Source organism: Pseudomonas sp. Leaf129 (assembly GCF_001423465.1).
Classification (GTDB): Bacteria; Pseudomonadota; Gammaproteobacteria; order Pseudomonadales; family Pseudomonadaceae; genus Aquipseudomonas; species Aquipseudomonas coleopterorum.
On sequence record NZ_LMOC01000001.1, the window covers coordinates 305,679 to 326,661 of the forward strand.

General features: G+C 62.2%; 15 protein-coding genes and 1 pseudogene. 12 read left to right on the forward strand and 4 right to left on the reverse strand.

Annotated elements, in window-relative coordinates:
- Positions 1–109: 109 nt before the first annotated feature.
- Positions 110–2,107 (reverse strand): peptidase U32 family protein, encoded by a 1,998-nt coding sequence (locus tag ASF66_RS01420; RefSeq protein ID WP_056842423.1) that lies wholly within the window; start codon positions 2,105–2,107, stop codon positions 110–112.
- A 174-nt stretch (positions 2,108–2,281) separates the two neighbouring features.
- On the opposite strand from ASF66_RS01420, the gene ASF66_RS01425 reads away from it, so the two are divergent.
- Entirely contained in the window at positions 2,282–2,707 is a 426-nt protein-coding gene (locus tag ASF66_RS01425; protein ID WP_056842424.1) for a hypothetical protein, read from the forward strand.
- Between the two features lie 17 nt (positions 2,708–2,724).
- Positions 2,725–3,438, forward strand: a complete 714-nt coding sequence (locus tag ASF66_RS01430; RefSeq protein WP_236707029.1) for a DUF72 domain-containing protein — start codon at positions 2,725–2,727, stop codon at positions 3,436–3,438.
- Between the two features lie 257 nt (positions 3,439–3,695).
- Here the strand turns inward: ASF66_RS01430 and ASF66_RS01435 are convergent, their stop codons facing one another.
- Positions 3,696–4,850 carry a MalY/PatB family protein gene (locus tag ASF66_RS01435; RefSeq protein ID WP_056842426.1) on the reverse strand — a complete coding sequence of 385 codons (1,155 nt, stop codon included), beginning with the start codon at positions 4,848–4,850 and terminating at the stop codon, positions 3,696–3,698.
- Between the two features lie 215 nt (positions 4,851–5,065).
- Here ASF66_RS01435 and ASF66_RS01440 point away from each other — a divergent pair, with 215 nt between their 5' ends.
- Positions 5,066–6,094 (forward strand): hypothetical protein, encoded by a 1,029-nt coding sequence (locus ASF66_RS01440; protein WP_049860019.1) that lies wholly within the window; start codon positions 5,066–5,068, stop codon positions 6,092–6,094.
- Here ASF66_RS01440 and ASF66_RS01445 read toward each other — a convergent pair.
- The gene (locus tag ASF66_RS01445; RefSeq protein ID WP_056842427.1) at positions 6,091–6,366 is read right to left on the reverse strand and encodes a hypothetical protein; all 276 of its coding nucleotides are present in this window, start codon (positions 6,364–6,366) and stop codon (positions 6,091–6,093) included. The two genes, ASF66_RS01440 and ASF66_RS01445, sit on opposite strands and share 4 nt — an antisense overlap.
- On the opposite strand from ASF66_RS01445, the gene ASF66_RS01450 reads away from it, so the two are divergent.
- The 3 genes and pseudogenes from ASF66_RS01450 to ASF66_RS22815 all read left to right on the forward strand — a co-directional run bounded on the left by ASF66_RS01450 (position 6,365) and on the right by ASF66_RS22815 (position 9,656).
- Complete coding sequence (locus ASF66_RS01450) at positions 6,365–8,464, forward strand: TonB-dependent receptor family protein (RefSeq protein WP_056842428.1); 2,100 nt, start codon at positions 6,365–6,367, stop codon at positions 8,462–8,464. The genes ASF66_RS01445 and ASF66_RS01450 overlap by 2 nt on opposite strands.
- Positions 8,465–8,630: 166 nt before the next feature.
- Positions 8,631–9,056: pseudogene (locus ASF66_RS22810) on the forward strand (GNAT family N-acetyltransferase); the annotation flags it as partial.
- A gap of 72 nt (positions 9,057–9,128) precedes the next feature.
- Complete coding sequence (locus tag ASF66_RS22815; protein WP_056843394.1) at positions 9,129–9,656, forward strand: GNAT family N-acetyltransferase; 528 nt, start codon at positions 9,129–9,131, stop codon at positions 9,654–9,656.
- 111 nt (positions 9,657–9,767) lie between these two features.
- On the opposite strand, the gene ASF66_RS01460 is transcribed toward ASF66_RS22815, so the two are convergent.
- Positions 9,768–10,442: an MgtC/SapB family protein gene (locus ASF66_RS01460; protein WP_043190299.1), complete on the reverse strand. Its 675-nt coding sequence runs from the start codon at positions 10,440–10,442 to the stop codon at positions 9,768–9,770.
- Between the two features lie 487 nt (positions 10,443–10,929).
- Between ASF66_RS01460 and ASF66_RS01465 the strand changes: the two genes are divergently transcribed.
- From ASF66_RS01465 to ASF66_RS01490, 6 genes are all read left to right on the forward strand, one after another.
- Positions 10,930–13,125 carry a TonB-dependent receptor family protein gene (locus ASF66_RS01465; RefSeq protein WP_236707030.1) on the forward strand — a complete coding sequence of 732 codons (2,196 nt, stop codon included), beginning with the start codon at positions 10,930–10,932 and terminating at the stop codon, positions 13,123–13,125.
- 331 nt (positions 13,126–13,456) lie between these two features.
- Entirely contained in the window at positions 13,457–15,604 is a 2,148-nt protein-coding gene (locus ASF66_RS01470) for a TonB-dependent receptor family protein (protein WP_236707031.1), read from the forward strand.
- Between the two features lie 13 nt (positions 15,605–15,617).
- On the forward strand, positions 15,618–17,351 hold the full coding sequence (locus tag ASF66_RS01475) for an ABC transporter substrate-binding protein (RefSeq protein ID WP_056842430.1): 1,734 nt from the start codon (positions 15,618–15,620) through the stop codon (positions 17,349–17,351).
- Entirely contained in the window at positions 17,348–18,283 is a 936-nt protein-coding gene (locus ASF66_RS01480; RefSeq protein WP_056842431.1) for an ABC transporter permease, read from the forward strand. The genes ASF66_RS01475 and ASF66_RS01480 overlap by 4 nt, the downstream gene beginning before the upstream one ends.
- Positions 18,284–18,331: 48 nt before the next feature.
- Complete coding sequence (locus ASF66_RS01485) at positions 18,332–19,618, forward strand: acyl-CoA dehydrogenase family protein (protein WP_056842432.1); 1,287 nt, start codon at positions 18,332–18,334, stop codon at positions 19,616–19,618.
- A 20-nt stretch (positions 19,619–19,638) separates the two neighbouring features.
- Complete coding sequence (locus ASF66_RS01490; protein ID WP_056842433.1) at positions 19,639–20,970, forward strand: LLM class flavin-dependent oxidoreductase; 1,332 nt, start codon at positions 19,639–19,641, stop codon at positions 20,968–20,970.
- The last annotated feature ends 13 nt before the right edge of the window (positions 20,971–20,983 follow it).

A 20,983-nucleotide genomic window follows, 5' to 3' on the forward strand; every position in this document is an offset into this window, starting at 1 on the left:
GACACACCGCGGGTGCCGCCGACGCAGCTTGCGCAGCTGCTACAGGTATTGGGTGGCCGCGTCGGCCGCCAATGCGACAGCCCTGACACGGCGCGATCAACCCACCGTATCAATGGGGCGCGCGGCGGATGGTCTTCATCAGATCCTGCGGGCTGATCTGACCCACCACATTGACGCCGCTGCCCGGCTGCGGCAGGTCCAGGATATGCCCCTTCATCTTGCCGATCACGTGCATCTCGCACGGCTTGCAGTCGAACTTCAGGGTCAGCACTTCATCGCCATGAATCAACTGCATGGGCGCGACCTTGGTTTTTACCCCGGTTACGCCCTTGGCCTGCTTGGGGCACAGGTTGAACGAGAAACGCAGGCAATGCTTGGTGATCATCACGGGCACTTCGCCCGGCTCTTCATGGGCCTCGTACGCGGCATCGATCAGCTTGACCCCATGGCGATGATAGAAATCGCGAGCCTTCTGGTTGTACACGTTGGCCAGGAACGACAGGTGCGATTCCGGATACACCGGTGGTGGGGTCGTCTCGGCCTTGCGACTGCCACGCGGATGGGCCTGCACGCGCGCGGTGGTTAGCGCTTCGATCGCTTCGCGACGCATCGCCTTGAGCTGCGAGTTGGGAATGAAAAACGCCTGCGGTGCATCCAGTTCGATGGCCGTTGCATGGTACTGGGTGGTGCCCAGTTGCCCCAGCAGGTCACGCAGTTGATCCAGCGCCTGCTCGGGTTTGTTGGCCGGCCCGAACGGGCCTTCCAGCGCAACATCCACGCGCACGCCTTCTTCGCTGGTGGCGGTCAGTTGCAAACGTTGCTCGCTCAACTGTGCATGCCAGGCCACGCACACGCGCCGCTCGGCGGAAGTCTTCTGCAGCGCCTGCTGCCAGTTGTGGTCCAGGTTGCGATTGAGCGGGTGGTTGGGGCGCAACTGGAACAGCCCAGCCGGCATCTCGTTGGGTTCGACGCGATAGCGATAGCGCTTCTGACCGTCTTCGTCGAACTCGCCCTTGAGCTCGGCGATGTTGGCGCGGAAACCCACGACTTCGCGCTTGACCAGCACGTTCAGGCCGTCGCCGTTGGACAGCGGCTGCTCGCTGACGACCAGCATGTCACGCTTGGCGACTTTCTCCACGCGTCCGACCGGCAGGCCGGTGAAGGTGGGCGAATCGAACGCACCGATGTCGATCTTGCGCTCGCTGACGAAATAGTCGGTGCTGCCGCGGTGGAAGGTCTTGTCCGGGTCCGGCACGAAGAAGTGTGCGGTACGACCGCTGGAAGCCCGGGCCAGATCCGGACGATCTTCCAGCACGTCGTCCAGGCGCTGGCGATAGTAGGCGGTGATGTTCTTCACATAGCCCATGTCCTTGTAGCGGCCTTCGATCTTGAACGAACGCACGCCGGCCTCGACCAGCGCGCGAATGTTGGCGCTCTGGTTGTTGTCTTTCATGGACAGCAGGTGTTTTTCATAGGCCACTACGCGGCCCTGGTCATCCTTGAGGGTGTAGGGCAGGCGGCAGGCCTGGGAGCAGTCGCCGCGGTTGGCACTGCGCCCGGTCTGCGCGTGGGAGATGTTGCACTGCCCGGAAAACGCTACGCACAACGCACCGTGAATGAAGAACTCGATCGCTGCATCGGTCTCTGCGGCAATGGCGCGGATCTCGCCCAGATCCAGCTCCCGCGCCAGCACCAGCTGGGAGAAGCCGGCCTGGTCGAGGAATTTGGCCCGCGCCAGGGTGCGGATGTCGGTCTGGGTGCTGGCGTGCAGCTCGATCGGCGGAATATCCAGCTCCATGACCCCCAGGTCCTGCACGATCAAGGCATCCACGCCGGCGTCGTACAACTGGTGGATCAGCTTGCGCGCCGGTTCCAGTTCGTTGTCGTGCAGGATGGTGTTGAGCGTGGTGAACACCCGCGCGTGATAGCGGCGAGCGAAGGTCACCAGCTCGGCGATGTCGCTCAGCTCGTTGCTGGCGTTGTGACGCGCGCCGAAGCTGGGCCCGCCGATGTAGATGGCGTCGGCGCCATGCAGGATGGCCTCGCGGGCGATGGCAACGTCGCGTGCGGGGCTGAGCAGTTCGAGGTGGTGCTTGGGCAGGGACATGTTTTTCTGGTCTGAGTCATCACGGTCAAGGTCGCCATTGTAGCGGCGAATGACCGCAACGGCACGGCCCGCGCGTCGCAGTGCTGTCTGGTGCGGGAAGACGGATCGAACCGCCGAGTGGGGCTGGCGTCTACCGGGCAGCGTCCGTGCCGCAGCCAATCAGGGATACCGCCGATGAGCAAGTCCATCACCGCCCAGGATCTGGGCATCGACATCACCGAGCAGCACGGCCTGTTCAAGTGGTTGCTGGCCAGCTTTCTGATGGGTAAGCGCATTCAGGCCGATATCGCCGTTCAGGCCTATCGGGTGCTGGTCGAAAAACATGGGCGCGATACGCCGCGCAAGCTTGGCCACTGCACGCATCGCGAGTTGGTGGCCATGCTGGGCGAGGCGCATTATGTGCGCTATGACGAGAGCACGGCAACGAGGCTGAGCGCGCTGGCGAAGACATTGACTGCAGAGTACGGCGGCAGTGTCAGCCAGATGCGTGAGGCCAGTGCCGATCGCAGGGATTTTGAGCGCAGGTTGGCACAGTTCGACGGGGTGGGGCCCAAAACCGTGGAGATCTTCATGCGCGAAGCCGGTGGAGCCTTGTTTTGAGCGTGGACCGGGTACGTGTGGGCTGCGCCGGTTGGAGCCTGCCGCGCGAGTACGCTGAGCACTTCACGGGCGACGGCACTCATTTGCAGCGTTACGCCTCGCGGCTGCGCTGCGTGGAGATCAACAGTTCGTTCTATCGCCCGCATCGCCCGCAGACCTATGCCCGCTGGGCCGCGTCGGTGCCGGATGACTTCCGCTTCTCGGTCAAGGTGCCGAAACAGATCACCCATGTGCAGCGCGTGCGCGACTGCGCAGTGGCCCTCGATGAATTCCTGGCGCAATGTGGTGAATTGGGCGACAAACTCGGCTGCCTGCTGGTGCAATTGCCGCCGTCTCTGGCTTTCGAAGTGCAGGTTGCCGAGGATTTCTTCCGTTGTTTGCGCGAGCGATTCGCAGGTCATGTGGTGCTCGAACCGCGCCATGCTTCCTGGGTCGAGGCCGAGCCGATCTTGCAGGCACATCGCATTGCCCAAGCGGCGGTCGATCCTTCACGCATCGCCACCGATATAAGCCCTGGAGGCTGGCGCGGCTTTCGTTATTGGCGACTGCACGGTTCACCGCGCATCTATCACGACGCGTACGGTGCTGAATATCTGGCACACCTGCGCCTGCTCCTGGCCGAAGCCGCCACCGGCGCCGAGGTATGGTGCATATTCGACAACACCGCCTCCGGCGCCGCCACAGGAGACGCGCTCTGCACCACCACGCCATCAGAAAATCCACCCCTGTAGCAGCTGCGCCTGCGGTACCCGCGGTGTATCTGGACGAACGCATCGACCCCAAACACGGCCGCAATCTCTGTAGCAGCTGCGCAAGCTGCGTCGGCGGTACCCGCGGTTTATCTGGATAAACGCGTTGAACCCGGACGCGGGTGCGCCGGTGAGGCCGGATACGGTGCAATCCCTGTAGCAGCTGCGCAAGCTGCGTCGGCGGTACCCGCGGTGTATCTGGATAAACGCATCGAACCCGGACGCGGCTCGCGCCGCTGCTACGGGGTGCGGTGTTGCAGGCTGCGTTCGATGCGGGCTAGGCCTTCGGTCAGCAGTGCGCGCGGGCAGCCGAAATTCAGGCGAACGAATTGCTCCAGCCCTTCGCCGAACTCCGGGCCGGCGCTCAGGCCCACTCGAGCTTGTTCAAGAAAAAACCGCTGCGGATTGTCCAGGCCCAAAGCCGAGCAGTCCAGCCAGGCCAGGTAGGTGCTTTGTGGCGCATGCACCACGATGCCGGGCAGCCGCGTACGAATCGTTTCCAGCAGGTAGTCGCGATTGCCCTGCAGATAGGTTTTCAGCTGTTCCAACCACTCGCCCGGCTGCGCATAGGCGGCATGGGTGGCTTCCATCCCCAGCGGATTGACGCTGTCGACCATGCCCACCCGTGCCGCGTCGAAGCGAGCGCGCAACGAAGGATTCTGGATCACTGCAAAGGCTGTCTTGAGCCCCGCCACGTTGTAGGTCTTGCTTGCGGACATCAGGGTAATGGTGCGCTGCGCCACTTCCGGCGACAGCGACGCGACAGGGATATGCCGACGTCCATCGAACTGCAGGTCCGCGTGGATCTCGTCGCTGATGATCAGCACATCCTGCGCCACGCAAATTTCGGCGATCGTGCGTAGTTCGTCGCGGCTATAGGTCTTGCCGATCGGGTTGTGCGGATTGCTCAGCAGGTACGCCGAACTGTCGGCCAATGCCTGCTGCAGGCGTTGCGGGTCGCACGACCATTCACCTTGCGCGTCGGCCATCAACGGCACCTCGATGCTGCGCATCTTCCAGTGCCCGGCCGCCTGGCGCAACGGCGGATAGTTGGGGGTATGCACCACCACGCCATCGCCTTCGGCCACCAGACCGTGCAGCGCCATGTTGACCCCAGGCACCACACCCGGCAGGACCACGATGTCCTGCTTCTGCACCTGCCAGTCATAGTGCTCGCGCAGGTAATCGACCAGCACCTGACGCAGTTCATCCGAGGGCACGCTGTAGCCCAGAACCGGATGGGTCAGACGCGTCTGCAAGCGTTCGATGACCGCAGGCGGTGCAGCGAAATCCATGTCGGCGACCCACATCGGCAGTACATCTTCGGGGTAGCGGCTCCATTTTGTACTGCCCGTGCCGGTGCGGTCGAACAGCGTGTCCAGGTCTGTACTCATCGTGTGCTCATGGCTGCAATGCATGGAAAATTCAACGGCTTGTATAGGCATAGTAACCAGCCAAGGTGACTGCGGCCAGTCACGCCTATCAAGCCGGTCCATACAGCCGAAAAAAGATATTCAATGTTTTTATAAAACTTTTTCACGAAGCCCTTGGTCATTGCTGTAAGCGAGTTCACCTACTCGTTCTGCCACTGACCCAAAGGACTACAATCATGATCCGCGATGACCGTATCGCTCCAGACGGCTACACCACCCCGGTCTACCATGACCACGCCACAACCGCGCCGTTGCTCAAGCGAATTTCGTGGAGTGCGATTCTCGCCGGTGTGGTACTCGCCATGGTGGTTTCGCTGTTGCTCAACCTGTTGGGTACCGCCATCGGTACAGCCACCATTGATCCAATGCAAGAAGCCAATCCGCTGTCGGGCATCGGCACCGGTGCCGGTATCTGGGTCGTGGTCAGCGCGGTCATCTCGCTGTTCGTGGGCGGTTGGGCTGCTGGCCGTCTGGCACAGCGCGAAGGCGCTTTCCACGGTCTGCTGGTCTGGGCGAGCGTTTCGCTCATCACTGTCTACCTGGTTTCCAGCGCAGTCACCGGCGTTGTCCGTGGCGGTCTGAACCTGGCTGGCAGCGGCATGTCGGCGCTGGGCAGTGGCATTGCTCAAGTCGCTCCCGCACTGGGCGACAAGATTCAGGATCAACTGCGTCAGCAGGGTATCGAATTCAATCTGGACGACATCCAGGGCGAACTCGAGTTGGCCATGCGTCAGACCGGCAAGCCTGAACTGAACCCCGACAACGTCAAGCAGGAAGCTCAGGCGACTCAACAAGACGCGCAGAACACCGCTCAGCGCAGCGCCGAGAACCCTCAGCAAGCCGACAACCAGTTGTCTGGCCTGATGGATCGCATCAAGGCCAAGGGCGACCAGGCTTGGGATGCTGCTGACCGCGAAGCACTGGTCAATCTGATCAAGGCACGTGGCAACAAGACTGATGCTGAAGCCAACCAGATCGTCGATCAGGCCCAGGCCAGCTACCGTCAGGCTTATGCCAAGTATCAGGAACTGAAAGCTCAGGCCGAGCAGAAAGCCCGTGAAGCTGCCGAAGTGGCCGCCAAGCGCGTTTCGCAAGGCGCCTGGATCCTGCTGATCACCCTGGTGATCTCGGGTCTGGTAGCCGCCGGTGCCGGTGTACTGGGTCGTCGTACTCAGCCACCTGCCAAGGTCGTTGCTGCGGTCTAATCGATCCGCACACGTAACACGGTTGTAGAAAAGCCCACGCTGATCAGGTCAGCGTGGGCTTTTTCGTTTCTATATCGTTGCAAGCCTGCAACCAACTGTTCGTCTATCAACACCTGGGCGACAAGTTGCATCACTTTGCAGCGCCAATGCTGCCTGTATGGCCAGTGTTCGGCTTTTTCCGGATTGGCACGATAGCTGCTCAAGCCCCTGCGAGCGCGACTATACGAATAGAGGCTCCTCATCTTTTCGTAGCGTTCAGGAGCTTCATCCATGGGTTCAACATCGGGCCGCAAGCCCAGTGGTTCATATCGCGCTTTCGTATCAAGCAGCGTGGCATTGTTCACCGCCACCAGTTTGGGTCTGGCCCACGCCGAGGATACCCAGCTGTCCACGGTGGTGGTGACGGGCGCGGCGCGCAGCGAAGCGCAAAAGGCCAAGGTCGAACTGGACAAGACCCCCGGTACCACCGCGGTCGTCGACATGAAAGAAGTCGAGAAAGGCCGTGCCTCCAATGCCGAAGACGTACTTGCGCTACAACCGGGGGTGTTCGCGCAGGCCACCAGCGGCACCGGTGCCAACAAGATTTCGATTCGCGGTTCGGGTTTGAATACCTTCTATCAGGGCTATGCCCTGGGCATCAAATTCCTCTACGACGGACTGCCGATCACCGGGCCGGGCGGGACTCAGGAAGACCTGCTGAACATGGCCGCAGTCGATCACACCGAAGTGCTGTACGGCGCCAACGCCTTCAAGCACACGGCGCTGTCGCTGGGTGGCGCGATCAACTTCGTCAGCCGCACCGGACGCACGTCCCCAGGCAACTACGCACGGTTCGAAGTCGGCAGTTTCGGCTATCGCAAACAGCAACTGAGCACCGGTGGCGTGGTCGGCGACAGCGATTACTACGTGAGCGTGCTGCACAACGAACGCGACGGCTATCAGGACAACACGGCCAACAAGGGCCGCGACCTGATCGCCAACTTCGGCCATGTGTTCAGCCCCAAACTGGAAACGCGTTTCTTTCTGCGCTACCGCGAAGAACAGCTCACCAACGGCAACACCTTGACCCGAGCCCAGCTCAAGCATGATCCGCGCAGCAACGACGTCCCCACTGGTCGCAAGAAGGACGGCACCACCTTGCTGGGCAGCAACACCACCTACAGGTTCGACGACGACTCGACCCTGGAAGTGGGCCTGGGGTACAACGACTACCCGTTGCTTAACGGCTGGCGGTATTCGGTTTCGCCACAGGACTGGCGCTCCAAGGACACCAGCGTGGTGCTGCGCTATCGCCGCGCCCACGACGAACTGTTCGGCTTGCCCAGCGACAGCAGCATCACCTTCAGCAATACGCTGGCCTACCTGGGCGATGTCAAATCCCACAGCCGCAGCACCGGGCAACTGTTGCAGTACACAAAGTACACCGGCTCGCGCGACAGCGTGCTGGCGCTGGGCAACGAGCTGCAGCTCAACGACAGAACCTGGCTGTCCACCGGGCTTTCTTTCATCAATATCAAGCGCAAGGCCGAGATCGAATACACCACCGGGGTGAACACCAGCGAGTTTCCCGATGGCGTGAACTACTCCGAATGGGACACCGCGCCGCGGCTGGGCCTGCGGTATGAACTGACGCCGGACATCCAGCTGTTCGGCAACGTCAGCCGCTCCATAGACCCGCCCGTGACCTGGCAGTTGGGCAGCACCGGCTCGCCGTTCATACGCGACGTGAAACCTCAGAAAGCCACCACGGCCGAGCTGGGCGTACGTGCCAGTGCCGGGATTTTCGATGGCAGCCTGACGTTCTATCGCTCTTGGATCGATGACGAGATTCTGTCCGTGGTGGTGCGTCAGGCCTCGGCCAATCAAGACCAACTGGTGGCTTCGTCCAACGCCAGCCCGACCATTCACCAAGGCGTCGAGGCGGGATTGAATGCGCTGTTGTGGGAAGGGGAGAACGGCGACACGCTGAACCTGCGCCAAGCCTACACCTTCAACGATTTCTACTATCGCCACGACAACACCTTCGGCGGCAACGAACTGCCCAGCCTGCCACGCCACGTGTACCAGGCCGAGCTTCAGTACCAGCAGGCCGGAGGCTTCTACGCCCAACTCAACCTGCGTTCGGCCTCCAGTTACTTCATCGACTACGCCAACAGTTTCAGCGCGCCGTCCTACACCATCCTCGGCGCCCGCGTAGGCTTCGAAGCCCCAAGCAAACGCTGGGACGTGTTCCTGGACATGCGCAACTTGACCGACGAACGCTACGCCACCGCAGCCAACACCACCTACGACGCCCGCGGGCAGGATTCGGCCAATTTCTACCCGGGGGATGCGTTCAATGTCACGACTGGCGTTGCGTTTCGGTTTTGAGTGACCGATTCTGTATTACGCATCCCGCACCGAATGGCTAGGGTGCGCCACTCAAAGGAACCTTACAGCTACCGATCCAGGATGAGGCGATTACATGCAGGAAACGGAATTCCGAGCGGTTGAACCACAAGGCAGCCAGAGCAAAGCCATATTCACTGAAGGGCAGATGCCTTTACTGACGGCCCGTGTTCAGATTGTGGCGCCTGAGCCTGCCCTGGCACAGCTCTTGGCGGATGCCTTGAACGCGAGTTACGAAACCCATCGTCTGTTTCTGGTTTGGAGCCGGCCCCGCTGGGAGCTGACCGATACGCTGGACACCCTGCAGCGAGCGCAGAGCGATTTCGTCCGCCACGATGCGGAGAAAAAGTTCTTCCTGCTGACTCGCGAGCACCCGCAGCAACTGGTGGGGTGTATCGGATTCACCCCCAAGCCCGATGGCTCCCACGAGATAGGCTACTGGGCGAACCAATCGTTGCAGGGCCGGGGTTTGATGCGCGAAGCATTGACGGCACTGATTGCCCAGTTGCCTGGAACACATTTGTACCTGACGACGTCTTCGGCCAATACCGCCAGCCGCCAGCTCGCGGAGTCGGTCGGGTTTCGTCTGGTTCGTACCTTGGTCGGCGATCGTCGCTCCGATGTCTTCGGGGTGTGTGACACGCTGGTGTTCAACTGGCCCGTAGTGCGGCCTGCAGCATTCGAAGATGCGGCGCAGATCGCTGATGTGCATATCCGCAGTTGGCAGCAGGCGTACCGTGATTTGATGGATCAAGCTTATCTGGACGGACTGGACCAGACCTTGCTGCAGAGACAGGCAAACTGGGAACAGAGCATCACGGGGCACGATTCGCAAGTGCAGGTCGCCTTGTTGGCGGACGCTGTCGTTGGCTGGATATCGTTCGGGCCCAGCCGCGACCACGATGCAGACCCTCAACAGGTAGGCGAAGTGATGGCCTTGTATGTGCTCGCCGAGCATTGGGGCTCAGGAGTGGGGCGGCGGTTATGGCTGGAAGCCCTGGCCTGGCTGGCCGAGCAGGGCTATGAAAAAGTCACGCTGTGGGTACTGGTCGAAAACGTACGGGCGATCAGGTTTTATCAAGCCGCTGGACTTGCAGAGGAGCCGGAAACACGACGAACGCTCGAACGCGGCGGGATGAAATTGCAAGAAGTCCGGTACAGCAGCCGTCTTTGACTGAGCGAGGTAGGTTTCATGCAGTTGTATGTCGTTCGTCATGGCGAAACATGGGCCAATGCCGAGCATCGGTATGGAGTTCACGCCGTTGCAACTTGACGACCAGGAACATCACTGGCTGGAAGCATCCTCCTGAACCCCATCAATGGTCAGCAGTTGCTCCAGTATCTGCTTGGCCTGCGCGCCTGAAGTGCGTTTGAGTTCGATGGTGATGCTGTCGGTGTCGTCACGATTGCCTTTTTCGACGATGAATTGTCTGACCTTGCCCGCGCGGTTGCCCATCACTTCGTTGACCTTTTTCAGGGACAGCGTCTGCGATGGCGCGATGAGTTTAATGACGTGGACTTGCACGCGGTTGCGGTAGACTCGTTCCATGGGTTTTATGGCGATCAGGATCACCAGAATGATAAAGGTGGCGGCGGTGCTGACCACGTACAGCCCACCGCCTACCGACAGGCCGATGGCGGCGACCGTCCAGAGGCTGGCCGCTGTGGTGAGTCCGCGAATCACTTCGCCCCGCAGCAGGATCGAGCCGGCGCCCAGGAAACCGATACCTGAAACCACCTGCGCCGCCACTCGCGAGGGGTCGAGTTCGGTGTGCGCCATGGCCAGGGCATCCTGAAAGCCGAACGACGATACGATCATGAGCAGGCACGAGCCCACGCACACCAGCATGTGAGTACGCAGGCCTGCGGCCCACAGCAGCCGCTCGCGTTCGAGTCCGATCAGGCTGCCGAGCAGAGCAGCCAACAGCAGGCGGATACACATTTCCCAATCGGTGAGCATGGTTGACCTCCTTGGTAAGGGTGGAACCCGCCGTCGTTGGCTTCGGGTTCCAAATTGACGATAGGCATGCTGACGACTCCAGGCGCTTATTGTTCACGATAAATAGGTGAAGAATTCTTCGCGGACGATGATCACGCCCACCAATGAGTGCGATTGTATTTTTTGTAGGAGCGGTCCCCGGCCGCGAAAGGATCGCTGCGGTGTGTCGGGTAAGTTGCGGTAAAGCCTTCGCGGCTGATGACTGCTCCCACGGATGATTTATATCAGGTGTTTGTTGACAGGGTTGTAGTGAAGTTTCAAGTGTTCGAATCGAGGCAGTCGTTCATCACCAAGTGTGTGCTGGCGGCCACTTGGCCGCTCTAATGTACGGTTTTAACGAGTTTCAGCCGCCCAATAGCTGGCACGCTCTCTGCTATCACCCTGTTGCCAATAAATAAGCACCGTCTTTTTTCAGGGCGGTGTTATATGAGTCAAGCAGGAGCAGGGAATGAACGGGGAAGTCATTGCATCAACGACGGCACGCAGTCGCTTGCCGTCGGCGCTGGGCGCGGGGGCGACATTGCTGTTTATCGGCCAACTTCATGCCGCACCAGTCACCGAATCGGCCGAGCAGAAGCCGACCAGTCAACTCAGTACCGTAGTTGTTCAGGGTGCCAGGTTGGACGAGAACCAACGCGCCGAAACGGCTTTGAAGGAAGTGGCAGGCGGGGTCAACTATGTTGATTCAGCGACCGTAGAAAAGGGGCGCGTGTCGACCAGTACCGATATCTTCGCTCTGCAGCCCGGTGTGATCGCTACGCAGGGCGGCGGCAGCAACGACGGCACACGGATTTCCATTCGTGGGTCGGGTATCAACAAGGGCGTGGGTTATTTCCGCGCTGGCATCTTCTACCTGTTCGACGGCCTGCCGGTGTCCGGGCCTGGCGGTACGCCCTATGAACTGTTCGAGCCGCTGGGCCTGAGCCATACCGAAGTGCTGCGCGGCGGCAATGCTTTCGATATCGGCTCATTGTATCTGGGCGGTGCGATCAACTACGTGACCAAGACCGGCTACAATTCCGCGCCCTTGCAAGTGCGCTATGAGGCCGGTAGTTACGGCTATCAAAAGCGTCAGATCAGTTCAGGGCAAGTGCTGGGCCCGCTCGACTATTACGTCAGCCTCACCGACTCGGCGTCGGACGGCTTTCAGGATCAAACCCAAGGCAAGAGCGCCGGTTTCGCCGGCAATGTCGGCTACCAGTTTTCGCCGCAGTTGAAATCCCGTCTCTACTACCGCTATCGCACCACCGATAACGAGACGCCTGGTTACATCACCCGCGCGCAACTCAAGGACGATCCCGAGCAGGCCAACCCGGCCAGTGTGAACGTACGTGCGCATCGCAAACAGCCAGGTTCGACCTGGGTAGCGAGCAAGACCCAATACACCTTCGATGACGATTCCAACCTGGAAGTGGGATTGGTCTACCACGACTATCCAATCGACGCGCGACAGGGCGTCAACCGCACGACCTGGGGCTTCAGCGATTATTCCGCCAGTTTGAAATACGACCGCCTGGATACGTTGTTCGGCAAGAACAGCATCACTCGATTCAACGCCCTGCGGACCGAGCATTTGAATGCTTACGCCAAGACCAAGGTGCGGATTCCTTCCGGTATCACCGCCAACCTGCCGTCCGGGGCATTGGTGCGCAAGGCTGAGTACGAAGGCTCCGACACCGTGTTGAGTGCCAGCAATGAAACCGAGTGGATCGACAACACGCTGTGGCTCAGTGCAGGGCTTTCCGCCGTGGAGTTCCAGCGCAAGGCCAAGGTGTCGTATCCGGTGGGTGGCGAGGCCGACAACCCCAACAACCCCGTCGAAAAGAACGACTGGGAGTTTGCCCCCAGGGTGGGCGTGCGTTACCAGATCAACCCTAACTGGCAGCTGTTCGGCAACCTCAGTCGCACGGTCGAGGCCCAGCAATCGTGGGCTTATGTATCCGGTGCGCAGGTGTTCACGTCCGGGCCGGCCACCGGGCTCAACTCCGGTGGACAGAAACTTGAACCACAGATTGCCGATACGTTGGAATTCGGTACCCGTGGGCAGATCGGCAACAACAACTGGGACCTGACGTTCTATCGGTCCCACGTGCAGGATGAGCTGCTCTCGGTGATCATCAGAGAGGCCACATCCACCGCCGATGCGCTGACCTCCGAATACAACGCCAGCAAGACCATTCACCAGGGGGTGGAACTGGGTCTGGATTCTCTGCTGTACCAGAACGACGGCGATTCATTGCACCTGCGTCAGTCCTATACCTACAGCGACTTCTTCTACCGCGACGACGAACAGTTCGGCAGCAATCGGTTGCCCGGCATTCCCAAGCACAATTACCAGGCTGAACTGCGTTATGACTTCAGCAATGGCGTTTATGTGGGAGTGAATACGTACTACGCCTCCAAGACACCGGTGGATTTTGCCAACACCAAGGACGCCGGTTCTTACAACCTGTGGGGCGCGATACTGGGCTGGGATTCACCGAAGAAGGACTGGAATGTCTATCTGGACCTGCGCAATTTGACCGACGAGAAGTACGCCGCCTCCATCAGCCCGACGTTCAATGCCAATGGCAGTGATGTCAGGGCGATCATTCCGGGGGATGGTATAGGTGCGTATGCGGGGGTGCAGTACAGCTTCCGGTAATTCAATGCCTACCGTAGGAGCGGTCATTGGCCGCGAAAGGGGCGCTGTGGTGTATCAGGCAGACCGAATCGCGCCCTTCGCGGCCACGGACCGCTCCTACGGGGGGCTATCTCTCACAAGTGTTGCTGGGGCAACAGTCACTAAGCAGTTGCGGCCATTTCAAACATCCAGCCGCTATCTGATATCAAAAAAGTTCCCTGTTCAGGGCACTTGGTGATTGGCACGAACACTGCAATCTCCAACTTTATCGATGAGGTCGCAGACGTCATCACCCGAGTCCGACTATACCAATAGAAGCTCGCCTTATATTCATTGGGTGGGAGCAACACCGTTGAAGTTACATGCCTTTACGCCGTCATTGAACAATCGGCGCAGCAGCGCTTTTCGCTATACCGAACTTGCCTCGGGCCTGAGCGCCTGCCTGTTGTTCAACGTCACGCCGGCGCTGGCCGATACGGCCGAGCAACGCTTGCAAACGGTCACCGTGCAGGCGGCCAAGGCGACACCGGTCGAGCAGGCGCGGGCCAGGCTTGCGGAAGTGCCCGGTAGCACCAGCCTGGTCGACCAGGCCGAGGTCAATAAGGGCCGTTCGGCCAGCCTCGAAGACACCCTGGCCTACCAGCCTGGCGTGTACGCGCAGTCGGCGGGGGGCAATGACGCGATCAAGATTTCCATCCGTGGTTCCGACGCGAATGCTTCGCCTGGCTACTTTCGCGAAGGCACCAAGTTTCTCTTCGACGGCTTGGCCCTGACCGGCGCCGGGGGCACGCCGTACGAGCTGCTGGACGGGCAAGGCCTGCAGTACACCGAGATCCTGCGCGGCGCCAATGCGTTCGAGTACGGCGCCTTGTCGTTGGGCGGTGGCATCAACTTCATCACCCACACCGGCTACAGCGCGCCGGGCAGCCAGATCAAGCTCGAGGGCGGCAGCTTCGGCTGGCAGAAACAGACCCTGCGCACCGGTGGTGTGGTGGGCGATGCGGATTACTTCGTCAGCGTCGACAACGCTCGACGCGATGGTTATCAGGATTACACCTTCAGCAAGTCCCAAGGCGTGGTGGGCAATTTCGGCTACCGCTTCAGCCCGAAGCTGCAGACCCGCCTGATCGTGCGCTATCGCGAGGAGTTCCACGAGAATGCCGGGGCCTTGACCCGTGCCCAGCTCAAACACGACAGCACCCAGACCAATGCGGCCACGCGCACCAGCCGCGGCGATTCCACCAAGCGCGGGTCGACCTGGGTGGCGAGCAAGACCACCTACACCTTCGACGACGACGCGACCCTGGAATTCGGCATCGGCTACCACGACTACCCGCAGATCCTCAATCGGCGCAGCCCGGTCAACCCGAATTACTGGGACTGGAGCGACCTTAACGCCTCGCTCAAATACACCCGCAACGATCAACTGTTCGGGCTGGACAGCACCACCACCCTGGGCTTCACCAGCACCGAGCACCTGAATGCCGGCGCCAAGACCTACCGCGGTGACAAGGACCTCGGCATCCTGCAGAAGAACGTCAAGTACGACGGCTCGTCCGACCGTGTCTTCACCGTGGGCAACGACCTGGGGCTGACCGACCGGTTGTACCTGAGCACCGGCGTTTCGGCGATCCAGATCGAGCGCGACATCGACGTGACGTTCAGCGACCGCGCCAACACCAGCGGCTTCCCCACGCGTTACGACTATGACGATTGGTCCCTGGCACCCCGGGCCGGGCTGCGTTACGAGCTAACGCCGAACCTGCAGGTGTTCGGCAACGTCAGCCGCTCCATCGACCCGCCCAGCTCGTGGTCGATCTCCAATTCCGGGGTGACCAACAACTACATCAAGCCATTGGTGCCGCAGACCGCCAACACCGTGGAGTTCGGTATCCGCGGCCAGTCCGAGCGCTTCGATGGCAGCCTGGTGCTGTACCGCTCCTGGATCAAGAACGAACTGCTGACGACCCAGATTGCCGCCGCCACCGGTACCAGCGCGGCGATCGTCACGACCTCCAACGCCACCCCGACCATTCACCAGGGCATCGAAGCGGGGCTGACCACACGACTCTGGCAGGGCAGCAATGGCGACGTCCTTAGCTGGCGCCAGGCTTACACGCTGAACGACTTCTACTATCGCCACGACCCCTCGTTCAGCAGGAACGAACTCCCCGGTTTGCCCAAGCACATCTACCAGGCCGAGCTGCAATACCAGTACGCCAACGGCTTCTACGCAGGCGTCAACGTCCGGTCCGTGTCCAGCACGGCGGTGGACTACGCCAACACCTTCAATGCGCCGTCCTACACGATTTTCGGTGCACGCCTGGGCTACGACGCACCGAGCAAGCAGTGGCAGGCCTATGTGGACCTGAAGAACCTGGGCGACAAGGACTACGTGACGGCCATCGTGCCCGGCTACAACGCGCAGGGGCAGGACACGGCCGCGCTCTATCCGGGGGATGGCTTCGGCGCGTTCACCGGTGTGACCTATAACTTCTGATGGCTGCCCGCTCATGACACTCGTGTTTCTCAGGACCGCGCTCGTCAGCACGTTGCTAGCGCTGTCGGCCTGTTCGCCCAGTACCGATGTACCCCGCACAGATGCCACCAGTACGCCGGTCACGCGCGCGCCGAGCACCGATGGCGTCGTCGACGGCGACCTGATCAGCTATCCCGCCAGCGACTACCACGAAGCCGGGCCGGGCAAGCGCGGCGGCACCCTGCGGGTGACCACCGCGGCCGACACCGGCACCTTCGATGTGCACTCCATTTCCCATGGCAATGTGCAGTGGCTGGGGCGGGTGCTCTACGACTGCCTGGTCTATCAGGACGAGCAGGGCAACGTCTCGCCCTGGCTGGCCAAATCGTGGGAGGTGTCCGACGACGGCCTGACCTACACGTTCCACCTGCGCGAGGGCGTGACCTTCAGCGATGGCGAGCCCTTCAACGCCCAGGCAGTGAAGATCAACCTCGAGCACATGCGCGATCCGGCCACCAAATCACCGCTGGCTGCGGCCTACATCGCGCCCTACGTGCAGGGGCGTGTGCTCGACGAATACACCTTTGAAGCCACCTTGCGCGAACCCTACTCGCCGTTTCTCGACGTGCTCGCGCAATCCTGGTTGGGGATGATTTCGCCGAAGCAGATTCTCGAAGCGCCGAAATCGATCGCCGAGCATCCAGTCGGCTCCGGACCGTTCGTGCTGCACAGCTACACCCGCGACCAAGGCGCGGTGTTCGTGCGCCGCGAAGGCTATGACTGGTCCCCGCCAGTCACACGCCACCAGGGCGAAGCCTACCTCGACCGCATCGAGCTGAGCTTCGTGCCCGAGGCGATGATCCGCTTCACCTCACTGGAGGCCGGACAGTCCGACCTGACCCTGGATGCGCCGCCGCAGAATGCCAAGGGCATTCGCGAGTCGACGGCGCTGACCCTGCGCAGCCGCATTCGCAAGGGCAATCCGTTTCGCAGCCTGACCTTCAACGTGGAAAAGGCGCCGTTCGACGATGTGCGCGTGCGTCGTGCGGTGGCCAAGGGCATCGACCGCGAGGGCCTGGCCTGGATCATCGGTTTCGGCGAGTTCCGGCCCAAGGCTGATTTCCTCGCCGCCAATACGCGCTATTACGACCCGGCCTACAAGGACGTGCTGGCCTACGACCCCAAGGCGGCCAACGCTGCCCTCGACGAGGCGGGCTGGACCGCGCGCGACCCTGAGGGGTATCGCACCCGCAACGGCCAGCGGCTGGGGGCAACGCTGTTGGCCACCGAGAGCCCGAGCTTCTCCAGCGCCGTGGCGGTGGCGATTCAGGCGGACCTGAAAAAGCTCGGTTTCCAGCTGCGCATCGAACTGCTGCCGGTGGCGCAGGCGACCGACCGCCGCTATGCCGGCGATTTCCAGATGATTGGCGGCGGTTACTGGCACACCAATACACCGGACGGCCTGTACATCCTCTACCACAGCGACTCCATCACGTCGGAAAAACGCATCGGCCAGAACGCCGGTCGCTTTCGCGATCCCGAGCTGGATCGACTGTTGGCCGCGGCACGGCGCAGTCACGATCCAGCGCAGTTGCAACCGCTGTACAGCAAGGCACAGCAGCGTCTGGCCGAGTTAGTGCCGGTGGTGCCGTCGTTCGAGAGCCATGTACTGGTGGCGTATTCCAAACGCCTTTCGGGGGTGATCTTCGACACCTCCCACAACACCGTTTTCCTGCCCAGCCTGTGGCTGCAACCGGAGGCTGAATGAACAGTATCGCAATCAGGATTTTCTGGCGGCTGCTGGCCGGCGTCGGGGTGCTGTGGGGCGCGGCCAGCCTGACCTTTCTGGCCATCAACCTCAGCGGTGGCGACCCCGCACTGGCCATTCTCGGCGGCCCGGAATCCATGCCGACCCCGGAGATGATCGTGCGGGTGCGCGCCGAGTACGGCCTGGATCAGCCGCTGATCGTGCAGTACGGCCACTACATCGCCCGCCTGGTCCAGGGCGATCTGGGCGAGTCCTATCGCCTGCGCATTCCGGTCACGCGGGCGATTGGCGCACAGATCGGCGCCACGGTGCAGCTGTCGATCTGCGCGGCGCTGGTGGCCGTGCTGCTGTCGGTCATCAGCGCGATCACCACGGCCAAGCGCAGCCCGTGGGTGCGCTCGCTGGTGTCGGGAACCGAGCTGGTGCTGTCGTCGGCGCCTTCGTTCGTCATCGGCATCCTGTTGCTGCTGGTGTTCGCTTTTCACTGGCATGTACTGCCGCCTTCCGGATCGGGCAGTTGGCAGTCGCTGATCCTGCCGACCTTGGCTCTGGCCCTACCACTCGCCGCCGTACTGACCCAGGTGCTGCGTCAGGAACTGGAAGACATTCTCGACCAACCCTTCATCGCCATGGCGCGCGCCCGGGGCATGTCCGAAACCGGCGTGCGCCTGCGCCACGCCCTGCGCCATGCGCTAGTGCCACTGGTGACCCTGGCCGGCTTCGTGTTCGCCAGCCTGCTGGGCGGGGCGGTGATCGTGGAGTTGCTGTTTTCCCGCCAAGGCATCGGCCGGCTGATGCTCGATGCCGCCAATGCCAAGGACGTGCCCATGGTCTTGGGCATCACCCTGTTGGCGGCGGCGATCTATGTGGCGGTGAACCTGGTGGTGGACCTGATCAACCACTGGGTCGACCCGCGAGTGAAGTCCGCATGACCCGAATTTTCATGGCTGCTCGGCAGCCCGATGACGCAAGGAATGATCATGAGTGTTGAACAGCGTACCGGCGGTTTTCCGCTGGCTTCCGACTACGCCCGTCTGCGGGCCCCCTTTGCCGAGATCTTCACGCGCATCGAGGACACTGCGCTGGCCCGCGAGCAGCAGCGCGAGCTGGCCTTCGATGCGGTGAACTGGCTGCGTGAGGCCGGCTTCGGGGCGCTGCGCGTGCCTCGCGAGCAGGGCGGCGGTGGCGCCAGCCTGCCGCAATTGTTCGAGCTGCTGATCGAGCTGGCCGAGGCCGACTCGAACCTGCCGCACATCCTGCGCGCGCATTTCGGCTTCGTCGAAGGCCGTCTGTCCCGCGACGAAGCCGAGTCCCAGGCGTACTGGCTGGGCAAGGTGGTTGCCGGTGATCTGTGGGGCGCGGCCATGGCCGAGCGTACCGACACCAGCAAGCAGAGCGTGACGCTGACGGCCGAAGGTGAGCAGCGCTGGCGTCTGGACGGCAAGAAGTTCTACTGCACCGGCACCCTGTACGCCGACTGGATCGCCGTGTCGGCGCTGACCGGTGAGGACTTCGTCAGCGTCTCGGTGCCGACCACCGCGCCCGGCGTGAGCCGCGACGACGACTGGGACGGCTTCGGCCAGCGCCTGTCGGGCAGCGGCACCACGCGTTTCGACAATGTCCCGGTGCCGTCCGAGTACGTGTTGCGCCGCTATGCAGCCGGCGAGCAGCGTCCCGAGTCCTACATTTCGGCGTTCTATCAGCTGTTTCACCTGGCGACCCTGGCCGGGATCGCCCGGGCGGTGCTGCGCGATGCCAGCGAGTTCGTTCAGGGCCGGACCCGCGCCTTTGGCGTGCCGGGCCAGTCCAGCCCCAAGGAAGATCCGCTGGTGCAACGCGTCGTCGGCCGCCTGTCGAGCCTGGCCTATGCCGCGCAGACCCAGGTGCTGGCGGTCGCCCAGGTGTTGCAGAACGTCTACGAGGCCGAACGTGCCGGGCAGGCCAGCGAAGCCCATTACACCGAGGCCGAAGTGCGCGCCTTTCAGGCGCAGCAGATCGTGCTGGAGCAGGTGCTGGAGGCCACCACGCTGTTGTTCGAAGTCGGCGGTGCCTCGGCCACCAGCCAGTCGCGGCGCCTGGACCGGCACTGGCGCAACGCGCGCACGCTGGCCTCGCACAACCCGGCGATCTACCGCGAGCGGGCGCTGGGTAACTACTACCTCAACGGCATCAGCCCGAATGCCGCCTGGCGCGCCTCGCAGGCTGCGCACGACGCCGCCCAGTCCGAACCCGCCACTGCGCTGCACGACGAAGCCAGCGCCGTCTGAACCGTTTCCAAGGAACCGCCATGAGTCCCAAACCGCAAATGAGCATCGGCATGAACATCCTCGGCTTCGGCGCCCACGCAGCCGCCTGGCGGGCGGGGGAGGTGCCGGCCAATGCCTATCTGGACGCCGAGTATTACTGCAACATCGCGCGCATCTCCGAACGCGGCACGCTGGATGCGATCTTCCTCGCCGACGGTCCGGCGCTGGGCGGCGACGTGGCGCAGCACCCGGCCGGTCGCCTGGAGCCCACGGTACTGCTGACCGCCGTGGCGCTGGCCACTCAACGCATCGGGGTGATCGCCACCGCGTCCAGCACCTACAACGATCCGTTCAACCTGGCGCGGCGCTTCTCTTCGCTGGACCACATCAGCGGCGGCCGGGCGGCCTGGAACGTGGTGACCAACGCCGGCGATGCCGCCGCGCAGAACTTCGGCTTGGCCGGCGCGCCGCTGCACGTGGACCGCTACGCCCGCGCCGACGAATTCATCGACATCACCCTCAAGCTGTGGGACAGCTGGGAAGACGACGCGATCATCGGTGATGCCGCCAGCGGCCGTTTCGCCGACCCGGCCAAGGTGCATACACCCAACTTCGTCGGCGAGCACTTTTCGGTCAAGGGCCCGCTCAACCTGCCGCGCTCGCCCCAGGGCCGACCGGTGCTGGTGCAGGCCGGCTCCTCCGAAGGTGGCAAGGCGCTGGGCTCGCGCTACGCCGATGCGATTTTCACCACCCAGACCACCCTGGAAGACGGCCAGGGCTTCTATCAGGAAATGAAACACCGCGCCCGGCAGTGGGGGCGCAATCCGGCGCACCTGAAGATCATGCCGGGCCTGTCGACGGTGATCGGCAGTACCGAGGCTGAAGCCCACGCGCGCTTCGATCGGCTCAACGATTTCCACGGCGAAGAAGGCTTGCTGTATCAGGTGGCGGCCCGCGTCGGCCTGAGCGTGGCCGAGCTGGACCCCGACGCACCATTGCCTTGGGACAAGATCGGCCCGGTGGCCTCGTTCGAACGCGGCTCGCACGGGTTTCTCGAAGCCCAGCTGAACCTGGCGCGTCGGGAAAACCTCAGCATCCGCCAACTGTCGCGGCGCATTCTGGTCGGCCATCGCCTGCTGGTCGGCACCCCGGAGCAGGTCGCCGACACCCTGGAACACTGGTTTCTGGCCGGTGCCGCCGACGGCTTCAACATCATGCCGGACATGTTTCCCTCCGGCGTCGAGATCTTCGTCGATGAAGTGGTGCCGCTGCTGCGCCAGCGCGGCGTGTTCCGCCACGAATACAGCGGCCACACCCTGCGCGATCACCTGGGCCTGCCGTATCCGGCCAGCCAGTACGCACACAGCGCCTGAACCTCTCTCGCCT